Consider the following 12,563-nt stretch of genomic DNA (forward strand, 5'->3'; position numbering starts at 1 on the left):
CACATAAAACTGCCTTCAATCTTCCAAATCCACTTCAAAGAGTGAAAAAGCCGTGGCGCTCAGCGGCGCAGGGTGCTTCCGTTCTAGATTAAGCGCCTGTAGAATTTGAATTTGCACAATCCTTATTCCATAACAGAACGATTTTTCATTCCTTTCTTAGCGGCTTTCCAGGCGGTTTTTCCTGTTTCACAACCATTCTTGCTCCCCTTTTTTCGTCATCGCACGGATAAACCCTGCTTTTTCTACAGAACGGAATCACCGTGGCCTCAGCGGCGCTCCCCGTCCATAGAGGGAAGTTTCCGAAGCACTGTGGCAACTTGAGGGGATTTTCGGTTATACTTTATACTAGAATATGCAGAAACGGAGAAACAAGGGGGTGAGCTAAGATGGCGGGTCATTCCAAATGGGCGAACATAAAACACAGAAAAGCCGCGGTTGACGCCAAGAGGGGAAAAATATTCACCAAGCTTATCAGGGAGCTTACAGTCGCCGCTAAAGAAGGAGGAAGCGATCCGGAATCCAACCCGCGTCTTCGCACCGCTGTAGCAACTGCGAAGGGTGCGAACATGCCCAACGACACCATAGAGAGGGCCATAAAACGAGGCACTGGGGACATCGAGGGAGTAATCTACAACGAAATATTTTACGAAGGGTACGGACCCGGCGGAAGCGCCGTATACGTAAAGACCCTCACCGATAACAAAAACAGAACCGTCTCCGAAATAAGAAGAATATTCACCAAACACGGCGGAGGGCTCGGGGAGAACGGCTGCGTGGCGTGGATGTTCGATCTTAAGGGAAGAATCGCGTTTGCCGAAGACTCGGTTGATGAGGATGCTCTTTTCGATCTGGTAATAGATGCGGGGGCTGACGACGTGCGCACCGAGGACAGCGATATCGTGGTTATAGCACCCACAGAGAACTATGAGACCGTAAAGAGAGCGGTCTCCGATGCCGGAATACAGTACGAATCAGCCGAGGTTACCATGATACCGCAGACAAACGTTAGAATCGAGGGCCGGGACGCCGAACACATGATAAGATTGATGGAAGCGCTTGAAGACAGCGACGATGTCCAGAACGTGTACGCCAACTTCGATATAGACGAGCAGTTACTCGAGGCAATTGGATAAAATTTCCGACACCAGGGTCATGGGAATTGACCCCGGATCAAGATCCTGCGGCTATGGAATCGTGGACGGCGCAGGAAACCGGTTAAGCTACGTAACCAGTGGAACAATCACTCCTGTGCCCGGAAACTCCGCTTCTGAAAGACTGAATGATATCTATGTCGGGATCCTGAGGGTAATTGATGATTACGCTCCCTCGGTCGTATCAGTCGAGGAGATGTTTTTCGCCAAGAACGCGAGAAGCGCCATAAAACTCGGCCAGTCTAGGGGCATAGCGATCCTGGCGGCAGCGCAGAGAGGGATCCCGGTAAGCGAGTACGCACCCACCAGAGTAAAGCTCGCCCTGACCGGCAAAGGAAGGGCAGGCAAGGAAGAGATGCAGAAAATGCTTTCCTACACGCTCGGAGTCAGCGAATTTCAAAGCACAGACGAGTCAGATGCACTCGCGATCGCGATCTGCCACTTAAGTCTTTCAAAATACGGACTGCCGGACGGCGCTATTGGCAGTGCGGGAAACCGGCGCAGGAAAAAGAGATTCACCGTAAATGATCTATCTGCTTAGAGGCGCAATCGCTTGTAAGGAAATCGGGACCGTAGTCGTTGACGTAAACGGGGTCGGTTACGGTGTTACCGTTCCACTTTCGACTTACTATGATCTCGGAGCCGTGGGAGAGGAAGTTGAACTCAAAATACATACAAGCCAGAGGGAAAACAGCATTGAATTGTTCGGGTTTCTCACCGAAGCGGAGAAAAAACTCTTTGAAAAACTCATCGGCGTTTCCGGCATAGGACCGAAAGCGGCCACGAACGTGCTTTCGAACATTTCCACCTCAGAGCTTGTAAGATCCATAATAAACGGGGACTTGGCGCAGAAAAAAATCCGTGGCATCGGCACCAAAACCGCTACCAAGATAGTAAACGAGCTTAAGGACAAGCTTGATGACCTTGCGGCGGACGAAGAGTCCTCGATATCGAACACCATGCTTAACGACACGATTTCCGCGCTACTTAACTTGGGTTACACGAGGGCCGAGGTGGAAAAGAAAACCCCCGAGATCAAAAAAATCATTGAAGTTTCGGGTTCCATAGAGAATGTGCTTCGGGATTCTCTTAAGGTAATAAGAAACTAAATGTCACAGAACACAAGAAAAACCGTTTCGCCCGAATACACGGAAACAGATGAGCTTACGGACGTAAATCTTCGCCCTGCTTTTCTTCGGGACTTTATCGGGCAACCGAACGTTAAGGAACAGGTCGCCATATTCATCGGTGCCGCCAAGGCAAGAGGCGAAGCCCTAGACCACGTCCTTCTCTCCGGTCCCCCGGGACTTGGAAAAACCACTCTCGCCCACATATTCGCAAATGAACTCGGCGTGGGGCTGCACCTTACCTCGGGGCCCGTTCTCGAAAGAACGGGGGATCTCGCTTCCATGCTTACCAATCTCGACGAAAAGGACGTGCTTTTCGTCGATGAAATACACAGGATAAACAGAGTCGTAGAAGAATATCTTTATTCCGCTATGGAGGATTTCAAAATTGACCTCATGATAGGAGAAGGCCCAACGGCAAGATCGGTGAAAATAAACCTAAACAGGTTCACCCTAATAGGAGCAACAACCAGAACGGGGCTTCTCACCTCCCCGTTTCGTTCCCGTTTCGGGGTCGAACTCAGGCTTGACTACTACAGCACGGAAGAGCTCTCAAGCATAGTGAAAAGGTCCTCCGGCATTCTTGGGGTCGAGATAACAGACGAAGGGGCCCGCGAGATGACCTCGAGGGCAAGAGGAACCCCCAGAATAGCCAACAGGCTTCTTAAGAGAGTAAGGGACTACTCCCAGATGAAATCGGACGGGCGGATAACCGAAACCGTGGTCAGGGACGCCCTTTCGATGCTTGAGATAGATTCAAGGGGTCTTGATAACCTAGACAGGGCGATACTTACCTCCATAATCGAAAAATTCGGAGGGGGTCCCGTAGGAATAGACACTATCTCAGCCGCGGTGAGCGAGGACAAGGACACAATAGAAAACGTCTACGAGCCCTTCCTGATAAGAGAGGGGCTAGTAGAGAAAACCCCTAGGGGAAGAAAGGCTACGAAACTCGCCTACAGACATTTGGGACTCAGCCCGAGTGAAGGTCAGCCAAAACTTCTCTGATCCACGCAAAAACCTGAAAACATTCAGTCAAGGGGGATTTCCCTTATGAATTCATCCCAGTGATTCCCTGAAATGGAGTCTATTATTTTTCTCGGTTCCTTGTAACCTTTCTCCCCGGGAAACAATTTTCCGTATACCTCGTCCCTCATCTCAAGCCACCTGTCTATCGCCGCGTAGTTCTTGAATTTTACCACGGTTTTGTAGGTCCAAAGCGGCTTTATGGTATGTATTCTCTGTGAATACATCCTGTAATCGTCAACGGTGATGCCCATCTTTTTCATTTCCTGCCAGAAAGGAAAAAGACGAGTTCTGTATACCCTGAGAAACTCCTCGCGGTTCTCTGGCGCTACAGTATAGAAACTTTCTTCCACCACAATCGTGTATCTGTCCTCCTCCGCGTGAACTGCCACGGCAGTCACGAGGGAAAAAATCAGGATGAAAATAGCTGAAAAACAGTGCTTTCTTGACATTTTGATCCCTCCATTGAGCGGATTATTCACGGATGTTCGCAAACCCCGCGCAGTCTTCCAATTCTACCTGACAGCAAAGTTATGTTTAATTCCCCAAAACGGGTAGAATAGTCTAGTTAAGGTTTTCTGTATGATTTTTATCAGCAGTTATCTTTTCGCACGGCATCTGGTTATCCGGCCGCCTGCCGCCCGCGACATGGCTTGAGAAATTTACCGACGGAACCGGAATTTTCGAATTTCGCCTAAGCACCCTTTATGAATCTGTTCACGGAAGGAACAAACAACATATTAATGCTGCTTGTAAGCACCGGGCCTGTGGTTAAGGCCGTGCTTCTGCTTTTAGTTTTCATGTCAGTTCTTTCCTGGGCGATTATCTACACGAAATTCCGTCTTCTAAGAAGTTCTTCCAAGAAATCAACCGCGTTTCTCAACCTTTACCATTCAAACGAAGACATGAGGGCACTTCTCTCCTTCTCGGAGAAAGTAGGTGGCCCGGTTGCGGAGTTGTTCAGGGCAGGCTACGCGGAAGTGGTGAAAACGGAGAAGAAGAAAAGCCGGGGAGAACTCGACCCTAAGGGGGCCGGAGATATTTCTTCCCGTTCCGAATCTGTAGACCTGGTGGAAAGGGCGCTTAACAGGGCGATGACCAAAGAAGCTTCAAAGCTGGAGAAGTCCCTGGTTTTCCTCGCAACCACCGGCAGTTCAGCTCCGTTCATAGGGTTGTTCGGAACCGTGTGGGGCATTATGAACTCCTTTATAGGACTTGCGGGAAGCAAAGGGGTTCCCTCGCTTGAGGTCGTGGCTCCAGGAATCGCGGAGGCTCTTATAGCAACCGCCATCGGTCTTGCGGCCGCCATCCCCGCCACAATAGCTTACAACTACTTTGTCAACCGGGTAAGGGCCATGGAGGTGGAAATGGAGCATTTCTGTGCCGGATTTCTTAACACGGCGGAAAGGTATCTAAACAGGTAGCGGGGAATTTTGCCTCATGGCAGCGGGAAAATTCAACACCGGCTGGCGCAGGTCAGTCCTCTCAGAGATAAACGTCACTCCCTTTGTTGACGTAATGCTGGTTCTTTTAGTTATTTTCATGGTCACCACCCCAATACTTTATCAAGGAATCAGGGTAAACCTTCCACAAACGGCATCTTCTAAAATCCCGGTCAAAAACCAGAAACAGATAACTGTGACCGTAACCGGGTCCGGAAATATATTTCTCGAAGACGCCAGCTACTCCCTTTCAGAAATCGCCACAGCTCTCGGTAAATTAATGGCGGCGGAGGGAACCACGCCCGAGAGCGGACGGGTTTTTCTCAGAGCTGATAAATCAGTCAAATACGGATTCGTGGTAAAGGTCATAGACGAGATAAAGAAAACCGGTGTTGAAAAGCTAAGCCTGATCACGGAATCAAAAAACATAAAGGACAAATAAGCGGACATGTAAAAAGATGAAGGGAGAAAAGAATAATTTTCGCAAAGGGCTTTTTATTTCCCTGGGTCTTCATCTGCTGATTGTCTGTCTGCTTGCTCTTGGGGTCGGAAGGCACGGGCAAGTTTCCCCCGAGCAATCAATAGAAGTGTCACTCTCGACCCAGGTTCCGCGCGCCAGCAAGAAAAAATCAGTTGTTAGGGCTCCCAGCCGTCCCCAGAAACCGGAGAAAAGCGCAAAGAAAATCAAAAAACCTGCTAAGAAGCAAGTAAAACCTCCTCAGAAAAAGAAAAAAGCGGACCCGGTGACGGCGAAAAAAGAAAAAAGCCCGGATCCCCCTACGCCGCAAACAAAACCAGACGAGAAGCCGAAGGAACCTACAGTAGCAAGCGAAGAGACGCCACCGCGCACAGAACCCGAAACGGAAAAGGAAGAAGCGGTCGCCGAGAAAAAAGAAGTGATCAGGAACATCAAAAAGGAATCCGTTCTAAGCAACATCAAGAAAAGTGCCGAACAAGCGTCTGTCGAACCGGCTTCCAAAGAATCCGCCCTAGGAGTCATCTCACTTGTGCTTGACGTCTATTACAGAACAATATCGAAACGGATACAGAGAAGCCTGATACTGCCACTTAACATAGATTCCGGTATCCTTCTCGCGGCTCAGGTAAATTTTTACATGAAAGAAACCGGCGAGGTCTACAATGTGGGAATAGAAAGAAGCTCCGGAAACCTGAAGTTCGATTCTTACTGTATAAAGGCCGTAAACGACGCTTCGCCGCTTCCCCCTCCGCCAAGTGAGTTGAGAGAAAGGATAAAGTCGGATTTCTTTGTCATCTCCTGTGAAAGCAAAAAGTGATTCGCATGCGGCTGATACTCGTAAGACACGGAAAAACAGACTGGAACGAGACCGGAAGATGTCAGGGGATAAGTGATGTTCCGCTTAACCCCGCCGGAATAGAACAGGCGGAGAAAGTGGCTTTCTCTCTTAAGGACGAGAGTATCGACCGCATATACTCGAGCAACCTTGTAAGGGCGAAGACGACGGCGGAGAAAATCGCCGCGTACCACTCAATTGACATTGATGTCAGGGATGATCTTCGGGAGATGGATCAGGGAATTTTTGAGGGGCTTGATTTCTCCTATATAAGGGAGAAGTATCCCGACGTGCTTGAACACTGGCGCAAAGACCCGGAAACCCTGCAGTTACCAGGCGGAGAGTCATTAAAGGGCGTTCAGCAAAGGGCTCTTGACGCCATAGCAGATATCAAAAGCCGCTTCGAATCACAGAACATAGTGGTCGTAAGCCACAACATGGTCATAGGGACACTGTTTTGCAGTTTTACCGGAAGCTCCCTTAAGAAATTGCGCGATTACATAGTAGATGAAGCCTCAAAAAGTGTTGTTGAAGTATACGACGGCAGGTTCGTTATAATATCCTTTAACGATATCGATCACCTAGGCCTTCCCGTCGAGTAAGTCAGGCAGCAAAAACTCATGAAGGACGAAATACTGAAAATCATAAAAGAGTCCGTGGATTCGCTCGCGTTACCCGGAAGCCCGATGGGAAACGAGACAGAGTTCGAGGTATCGGTACCGAAAAAAAAGGAATTCGGTGACTTCTCCACGAATGCGGCGCTTGTTATAGGAAGCATGAAGGGCAAAAATCCCCGTGAAGTCGCGCAAAAAATAGTCGAGGCCATAGATCAGCGCCAGCACGGTTTCATAGAAAGGCTTGATATTGCGGGGCCGGGATTCATAAATTTTTTCGTTAACGAAACCCTGTTCGAATCACAACTTAGAGAGATTCTTCGTCTCGGCGGAAAGTACGGAGCCTCGTGCGAGGGTTCCGGGCAGAGAGTGATAGTTGAATTTGTAAGCGCCAATCCTACGGGCTATCTTCATTTCGGCCACGCCCGAAACGCCGTTGTCGGAGACTCGGTGTGCAGAATGCTTTCCTTTTCCGGATACGAAGTAATCAGAGAATTCTATATAAATGACGCGGGCAGGCAGATGGATATGCTCGGCGAGTCGGTATACTCGGCTCTCGCACGGTCCTACGGACTCGCAAGAGAGCTTCCGGAAGACGGCTATCGCGGCGAGTACATCTCAGAACTCGCCGGGGAAATAAAAAAATCGGAAGAATGCCCTCAAGTGCCCGGGGATGAATCGGAAGCTATCGAGTTCTGCAGGGAGTTTGCTTACTCAAGGCTTCTTGAGGAAATAAAGACTGATCTTCTGGACCTGAGGGTGGATTTTGACAACTGGTACAGCGAGAGAATCGAAATACACGGTCGCGGTTCTGAAGAAAGAAAACTGGACAAGACTCTTGCCAAACTCGAGGATCTTGGAACAGTTGAAAGAAAGGAACAGGCGCTCTGGTTCAAGGCTTCCCTGTACGGGGACGGCAAGGACTGGGTAATAATAAAAAAAGACGGTGCTCCGACTTACTTTCTATCCGATATAGCCTACCACATGGATAAATATTCAAGAGGATTTTCCAGATTAATAAACGTCTGGGGAGCCGATCATCACAGCCACGTATCGCGTCTTAAGTCCTCTATGAAGGCTCTCGGTCTGGATGAATCTTCCCTGCATGTGCTCCTTATACAGTTCGTAAGGCTCGTAAGAGAGGGTGTGGAAGTTCCGATGTCGAAAAGAACGGGAGATTTCGTTACTCTCCGCGAAGTCCTTCGCGAGGTTGGGTGTGACGCCACGAGATTCTTTTTGCTCATGAGAAGCTCCGACAGCCACCTTGATTTTGATCTTTCCCTGGCGAAAAAGGAGTCCAGCGAAAATCCCGTTTACTACGTTCAGTACGCAAACGCCAGGATTTCAAGTCTGATGAGGAATTCAGAGGAAGCGGGGATTAGTGCCTCGGAGGAGCATCTTAATCTCCTTTTAGACGATGAGGAACGAAACATAATGAAAATACTTCTCAGATTCCCCGAGGTAGTCCGTTCGGCGGCCGAGTCGCTTTCCCCGCACAAAGTGGTTTATTATCTTCAGGAATTGGCGGCCGAGTTCCATTTTTATTACAATAAGACGAGAATTCTGGACTCGGAGAACACCGACATGGCCTCCGCGAGACTCTGCCTAGCACGCTGCGTACAGGTGGTAATAGAAAACGGTCTCGGTCTTCTCGGAATAAACGCCCCCAGAAGCATGTAAAATGGCTGAAGAAAAAAAAGAAAAAAATCCCCGGATTCTACGGCTTTCCCTAGTTTTTCTCATTGTTTTCACAATGGTGTTTTCCCTAGGAGTCGTGGTGGGGAAAAAATTCATCCCTGCGGACGAACCTATCTCGGCGGAGAAATCTCCCGGACTGCTGGAAAAACTGTTTTCGTTTGTCTCACAACAGAAAACCCCAAGCGACGAAGCGGAAGAACTGGCCGCTACTCCGGATGAAAAAGACACATCCGCCCGTGACAAGTACCTGTCGGCGATGATCAATCCTGATCATAAATACACCATTCAGGTCAGCTCTTTCCTGAGCAAAAAAGTCGCTAACCGAACCGTGAGATTCTACAAAGACAAAGGATATCCTGCTTTTATAAGGGAGTACTCGCCTTCTGAAATCACAACTTTCTACAGAGTGAGGATAGGAACCTTTCAATCCAAGGAACAGGCACGGGAATACGGAAACGAAATAAAGGAAAAAGAAAGGGATTTCAAGTTCTACGTAACTGTTAACGACTAAACGACAGAGGACAGCCATACGTCGTCTACCCCAATAGACTACAGAGGAAATTACAGGGTATTATCTTTTTATGGAAAACGACTGGTCAAAACCTAACTCCGAGGAAGCTGACGAGAGGTCTAAAACCGGGAGAAAACCGGACTCTAGCAAGCTTCTCTCAGGCGGGATCAAGTCTTGGTGGGTCTTTCTTATGAAACCCATAGAGGACTTTCTTATAGAAAGGGAGTTTCGCCCCAACGTACTCACCATTACCACCCTGGTAGTTTCCGCACTTGCGGGGTGGTTTTTCCATCTGGGCATGATCTTCATAGCTGGAGTTCTGCTGCTGGCCGGCTCGACTTTTGACATTTTCGATGGAAGGGTGGCACGAGCCCAAGGCCTTAATTCACCCAGAGGAGCTTTTTTTGACTCCTGCGTGGACAGGTACTCAGAAGTTCTTATCTACTTGGGTCTTCTGAGCTTTTTCAAAGACACTTTTTTCGTTTATATCGTTTTCCTTACACTCAGCTGTTCCATGATGGTCAGCTACACAAGGGCCAGGGCCGAGGGGCTTGGAATCGACTGCGAAGTGGGGATAATGCAGAGAGCCGAGAGAGTAGTTTACTTGGGGGTCCTCTCGACGTTTAACTTCCTTAGCAACATAGTTACCTTTCTTATGGGGCTTGGAAACAGAGATTACCTTCTGAAGCTTTCAGTCATCATCCTCTTCGTCTTTTCCTTCTACACCTCAATACAGAGAATGGTTCACGTAATGAGCAAGATGGAGAAAGCCGAAAACGGCGGGACTGACGGAACTGGAAAAGTCGCAGACTAGGAGGTTCTTTCCCTTATTCTGCTGGCTTTCTTTGAAAGGCCTCTTAGGTAGTAAAGCTTGGCTCTTCTCACACGGCCTTTTCTTTTTACTTCTATTTTCCCTATAAGGGGGGAATGCAGGGGAAAGATTCTCTCGACACCTATACCGTAGGAGACCTTCCTTACCGTGAAAGTTTCCCTGAAGCCCGAACCCTTTCTGGCTATCACGGTACCTTCAAAAACCTGGATCCTTCTCCTTTCACCTTCCTTGATGTTGTAGTGGACCGATACCATGTCCCCAGCTCGAAATTCCGGCAGGTCCGTTCTCAGGTGCTTTTTTTCAATTTCTGCTATAATTCCCATTTTCTCAATTTTCCTTTTCGCGGGATGTTGAATATACAGAACCTCATGGGGATTGTCAAAATATTAAAAGGGCTTTTTTTCGGTTGCTTCAGGAAGCTTCCCGAGACGTCCATCCCAGCCGGTTTCAGCGGATCAGGCTCCGCAGGAAAGCAGCCTGTCAAGCACTATGGCAGCCGCGCTTCTCACTGAAAGATGGTTGAATTCACTATAGCCGCTTATGGGTTTCAGCACGTAGTCAGCCGCTTTTATTGTCTCAAGCGTGAGTCCCCATCCCGTACCGAAAAGAATCAGAAAAGGTTCCGTGTTTTCGAATATTTTTTCCCGAAGCACCCCGTAGCCGGTCATGTCGTCTGAAAAGCGGGCGTCAGTAACCACTATTTTCGGTTTTTCCCCTTCGATTTCCTCTATCTGCTCGACGGCCTCCTCAATAGTGCTCATTATGGTTATGATCCCGAAAGCCTTGCTTTTGGTCTCGTTAAAACTCCTTCCCTCTCCCTCGATCCAGTGATCGACGAGTCTGCCCGCAAGGCGGCGTTGCTCTTCGACAGGGTTTATCAGATAGAATTTTTTGACTCCGTATGTAGTGGCGTCCCTTGATATGTCGTGCGCGTCTATGCTCTTAAATGCAGTTGAGACGACTTCGAGGCGGTTATTATACGCCGGGTAATGCACAAGGGCTATGTAAACCCTAAAATCCGGAGAACTGCCGACCTTGAGTTCCTTTAGGAAAGCGTCTTCTTCTTTGGAAAGTTGGGCGTCGTCAAGGGAAGCGGGGTTGTGGATGAAAGTACTTTTTATGCTCTCCTGCCTTCTCCATTTCCTTATTTTTTCGTGGTCCCCTGAAAGAAGCAACTCGGGGACTTTCTTTCCTCTGTATGTTCGCGGCTTCGTATACTGAGGATACTCAAGAAGCCCGTTTGTAAGAGACTCAGAGGAAAGAGACTCAGTGTTTCCGAGAACCCCTGGAAGGTATCTTGATACGGCATCCACTATCAGGGAACATGCGTATTCTCCCCCGGAATTTATGTACTTCCCGGTTGATATCTTCATATCAACATATAGTTCGCTCACCCTGTCATCCACACCTTCGTACCGACCGCAGAGGATTATCAGCTGCTCAAACCCGCAAAGTTCTTGCGCCTTGCGGTCATCAAATTCCTCTCCCTTGGGAGTCGTCAGAATTACGGCGGAGCGAAGCCCCTTTTCTCTTATACGACCGATGGCATTTCCTATCGGTCCCGGGGTCATAAGCATTCCGCTCCCCCCTCCGTACGGAGTATCATCAGTTTTTCCATGCTTCTCCGCTGAATAAGTTCTCAGGTCGTGGACGTTTATCTCCACCGCCTTGTTTTCAACGGCCCTGCTTATTACTCCGAATGAAAAAACGGAATCAAAGAAACCGGGAAAGATTGTCACTATGTCAAACTTCATCGCAGTATCACCGGAATTACTCGAGGAGTCCCTCTACTGGTTCCACGGTGATCATCGAACCGTCAAGATCCACCGCGGTCACGAACCTTTTGACAAACGGAACCAGGAATTCCCGCCCCTGTTCCGGACTTTTTATCACGAGAATGTCGTGTCCACCCGTATCGATAAGATCCCTTACCTCTCCAATATTATCTCCGTGGGAGGTGCGGACCCGAAGCCCGATGAGGTCAGTCCAGTAATATTCATCTTCTCCCGGGGGGTGTAAATCGTTTTTTTCAAGCAGAACACGGAGATTCTTAAGTGCGTCGGCAGCCTCGGGGGTATCGATGTCCTTTAGCTTAACAATTGCGACGTTTTTCTGGATTTTTATCTGGGACAGAGTGAATCTTCGGGGTTCTTCCTGACCGGGAATTTCTACATAGATTTTTCCTACCCCGGAGAGGGTTTCGGGATGCCCGCCGAAGGCGAACACTTTCACTTCACCGTAAAGACCATGTCTTTTGGTTATCTTCCCGTAGAGAACAAGGTTTTGTTTCGCGCTTTCCGGCAATGCTATTCAAGGATCTCCAGGACGGCGCGTTTTTTCATTTTTGCGGCCGAGGCGCTCAATATGCTGCGAATCGCCTTTGCGGTTCTCCCCTGTTTTCCGATTACCTTCCCCAAGTCTTCGGAGGCTACTCTAAGCTCAATAACCGTAGTTTTCTCGCCCGCCACCTCTGTCACCTGAACCTCCTCGGGGTTGTCAACAATGGATTTAGCCATGAATTCGACAAACTCTTTGAGCTGACTCATAGGAGCATCCCTCCTGAAACTATAATCTTTGTGTATGAATTTTCGCGTGGAAGAAAATGTGCTACGTAACCTGCGATATGAGCTTGCTTACCCTGTTGGTTGCCTTGGCGCCGTTATCCATCCACGCTTTCACTCTTTCCATGTCTACCTTGAGTTCGTGAGGTTTTTTCCGCGGGTCGTAATGTCCCAGTATTTCAAGAAACTTTCCGTCGCGCGGGGAACGGACATCCGCAGCGACTATCCTGTAAAACGGCCTCTTCTTAGATCCCATCCTGCTCAATCTTATCTTGACCAAACTACTGT

General features: G+C 48.7%; 17 protein-coding genes. 11 read left to right on the forward strand and 6 right to left on the reverse strand.

The features are described 5' to 3' along the window. Window positions 1–386: 386 nt before the first annotated feature. From OXG10_05465 to ruvB, 4 genes are read left to right on the forward strand one after another with little or no spacing between them, the layout of a single operon-like run. Window positions 387–1,133 (forward strand): YebC/PmpR family DNA-binding transcriptional regulator, encoded by a 747-nt coding sequence (locus OXG10_05465; protein ID MCY3826810.1) that lies wholly within the window; start codon window positions 387–389, stop codon window positions 1,131–1,133. Next, on the forward strand, window positions 1,126–1,692 hold the full coding sequence (gene ruvC / locus OXG10_05470) for a crossover junction endodeoxyribonuclease RuvC (protein ID MCY3826811.1): 567 nt from the start codon (window positions 1,126–1,128) through the stop codon (window positions 1,690–1,692). The genes OXG10_05465 and ruvC overlap by 8 nt, the downstream gene beginning before the upstream one ends. Next, window positions 1,676–2,260 (forward strand): Holliday junction branch migration protein RuvA, encoded by a 585-nt coding sequence (gene ruvA, locus OXG10_05475; protein MCY3826812.1) that lies wholly within the window; start codon window positions 1,676–1,678, stop codon window positions 2,258–2,260. Before ruvC ends, ruvA begins: the two co-directional genes overlap by 17 nt. Beyond that, window positions 2,261–3,286, forward strand: coding sequence for a Holliday junction branch migration DNA helicase RuvB (ruvB, locus tag OXG10_05480; protein MCY3826813.1), 1,026 nt, complete (start codon window positions 2,261–2,263; stop codon window positions 3,284–3,286). 23 nt (window positions 3,287–3,309) lie between these two features. Here ruvB and OXG10_05485 read toward each other — a convergent pair whose 3' ends face one another. Continuing rightward, window positions 3,310–3,756 carry a hypothetical protein gene (locus OXG10_05485; protein MCY3826814.1) on the reverse strand — a complete coding sequence of 149 codons (447 nt, stop codon included), beginning with the start codon at window positions 3,754–3,756 and terminating at the stop codon, window positions 3,310–3,312. 291 nt (window positions 3,757–4,047) lie between these two features. Here OXG10_05485 and tolQ point away from each other — a divergent pair, with 291 nt between their 5' ends. The 7 genes from tolQ (at window position 4,048) to OXG10_05520 (ending at window position 9,696) form a co-directional block, all read left to right on the forward strand. After that, window positions 4,048–4,728: a protein TolQ gene (gene tolQ / locus OXG10_05490; protein MCY3826815.1), complete on the forward strand. Its 681-nt coding sequence runs from the start codon at window positions 4,048–4,050 to the stop codon at window positions 4,726–4,728. 16 nt (window positions 4,729–4,744) lie between these two features. After that, window positions 4,745–5,188: a protein TolR gene (gene tolR / locus OXG10_05495; GenBank protein MCY3826816.1), complete on the forward strand. Its 444-nt coding sequence runs from the start codon at window positions 4,745–4,747 to the stop codon at window positions 5,186–5,188. A 16-nt stretch (window positions 5,189–5,204) separates the two neighbouring features. Then, entirely contained in the window at window positions 5,205–6,041 is an 837-nt protein-coding gene (locus OXG10_05500) for a TonB family protein (protein ID MCY3826817.1), read from the forward strand. Between the two features lie 5 nt (window positions 6,042–6,046). After that, window positions 6,047–6,661, forward strand: a complete 615-nt coding sequence (locus OXG10_05505; protein MCY3826818.1) for a histidine phosphatase family protein — start codon at window positions 6,047–6,049, stop codon at window positions 6,659–6,661. 18 nt (window positions 6,662–6,679) lie between these two features. Beyond that, the gene (gene argS / locus OXG10_05510) at window positions 6,680–8,353 is read left to right on the forward strand and encodes an arginine--tRNA ligase (protein ID MCY3826819.1); all 1,674 of its coding nucleotides are present in this window, start codon (window positions 6,680–6,682) and stop codon (window positions 8,351–8,353) included. A gap of 1 nt (window position 8,354) precedes the next feature. Further along, a complete protein-coding gene (locus OXG10_05515; protein MCY3826820.1) occupies window positions 8,355–8,882 on the forward strand; it encodes an SPOR domain-containing protein in 528 nt (175 codons plus the stop codon). 70 nt (window positions 8,883–8,952) lie between these two features. Continuing rightward, window positions 8,953–9,696 carry a CDP-alcohol phosphatidyltransferase family protein gene (locus OXG10_05520; protein ID MCY3826821.1) on the forward strand — a complete coding sequence of 248 codons (744 nt, stop codon included), beginning with the start codon at window positions 8,953–8,955 and terminating at the stop codon, window positions 9,694–9,696. Here the strand turns inward: OXG10_05520 and rplS are convergent. From rplS to rpsP, 5 genes are all read right to left on the reverse strand, one after another. Next, window positions 9,693–10,037, reverse strand: a complete 345-nt coding sequence (gene rplS, locus OXG10_05525; GenBank protein MCY3826822.1) for a 50S ribosomal protein L19 — start codon at window positions 10,035–10,037, stop codon at window positions 9,693–9,695. The two genes, OXG10_05520 and rplS, sit on opposite strands and share 4 nt — an antisense overlap. A 132-nt stretch (window positions 10,038–10,169) precedes the next feature. Continuing rightward, on the reverse strand, window positions 10,170–11,468 hold the full coding sequence (gene trmD, locus OXG10_05530; protein MCY3826823.1) for a tRNA (guanosine(37)-N1)-methyltransferase TrmD: 1,299 nt from the start codon (window positions 11,466–11,468) through the stop codon (window positions 10,170–10,172). Window positions 11,469–11,484: 16 nt separating this feature from the next. Next, on the reverse strand, window positions 11,485–12,018 hold the full coding sequence (gene rimM, locus OXG10_05535) for a ribosome maturation factor RimM (protein ID MCY3826824.1): 534 nt from the start codon (window positions 12,016–12,018) through the stop codon (window positions 11,485–11,487). A gap of 2 nt (window positions 12,019–12,020) precedes the next feature. After that, a complete protein-coding gene (locus OXG10_05540) occupies window positions 12,021–12,260 on the reverse strand; it encodes a KH domain-containing protein (protein ID MCY3826825.1) in 240 nt (79 codons plus the stop codon). Window positions 12,261–12,321: 61 nt separating this feature from the next. Next, window positions 12,322–12,555, reverse strand: a complete 234-nt coding sequence (gene rpsP, locus OXG10_05545) for a 30S ribosomal protein S16 (protein ID MCY3826826.1) — start codon at window positions 12,553–12,555, stop codon at window positions 12,322–12,324. Window positions 12,556–12,563: the final 8 nt, after the last annotated feature.

The organism is Candidatus Dadabacteria bacterium (assembly GCA_026706695.1).
In the GTDB taxonomy this organism is placed as follows: domain Bacteria; phylum Desulfobacterota_D; class UBA1144; order Nemesobacterales; family Nemesobacteraceae; genus Nemesobacter.

Coding starts and splice junctions, on each gene's coding strand:
- ruvB (MCY3826813.1), top strand. CDS start 2,261: ATGTCACAGAACACAAGAAAAACCGTTTCGCCCGAATACACGGAAACA.
- trmD (MCY3826823.1), bottom strand. CDS start 11,468: ATGAAGTTTGACATAGTGACAATCTTTCCCGGTTTCTTTGATTCCGTT.
- OXG10_05520 (MCY3826821.1), top strand. CDS start 8,953: ATGGAAAACGACTGGTCAAAACCTAACTCCGAGGAAGCTGACGAGAGG.
- argS (MCY3826819.1), top strand. CDS start 6,680: ATGAAGGACGAAATACTGAAAATCATAAAAGAGTCCGTGGATTCGCTC.
- OXG10_05500 (MCY3826817.1), top strand. CDS start 5,205: ATGAAGGGAGAAAAGAATAATTTTCGCAAAGGGCTTTTTATTTCCCTG.
- rplS (MCY3826822.1), bottom strand. CDS start 10,037: ATGGGAATTATAGCAGAAATTGAAAAAAAGCACCTGAGAACGGACCTG.
- OXG10_05515 (MCY3826820.1), top strand. CDS start 8,355: ATGGCTGAAGAAAAAAAAGAAAAAAATCCCCGGATTCTACGGCTTTCC.
- ruvA (MCY3826812.1), top strand. CDS start 1,676: ATGATCTATCTGCTTAGAGGCGCAATCGCTTGTAAGGAAATCGGGACC.
- OXG10_05485 (MCY3826814.1), bottom strand. CDS start 3,756: ATGTCAAGAAAGCACTGTTTTTCAGCTATTTTCATCCTGATTTTTTCC.
- tolR (MCY3826816.1), top strand. CDS start 4,745: ATGGCAGCGGGAAAATTCAACACCGGCTGGCGCAGGTCAGTCCTCTCA.
- tolQ (MCY3826815.1), top strand. CDS start 4,048: ATGCTGCTTGTAAGCACCGGGCCTGTGGTTAAGGCCGTGCTTCTGCTT.
- OXG10_05465 (MCY3826810.1), top strand. CDS start 387: ATGGCGGGTCATTCCAAATGGGCGAACATAAAACACAGAAAAGCCGCG.
- OXG10_05540 (MCY3826825.1), bottom strand. CDS start 12,260: ATGAGTCAGCTCAAAGAGTTTGTCGAATTCATGGCTAAATCCATTGTT.
- OXG10_05505 (MCY3826818.1), top strand. CDS start 6,047: ATGCGGCTGATACTCGTAAGACACGGAAAAACAGACTGGAACGAGACC.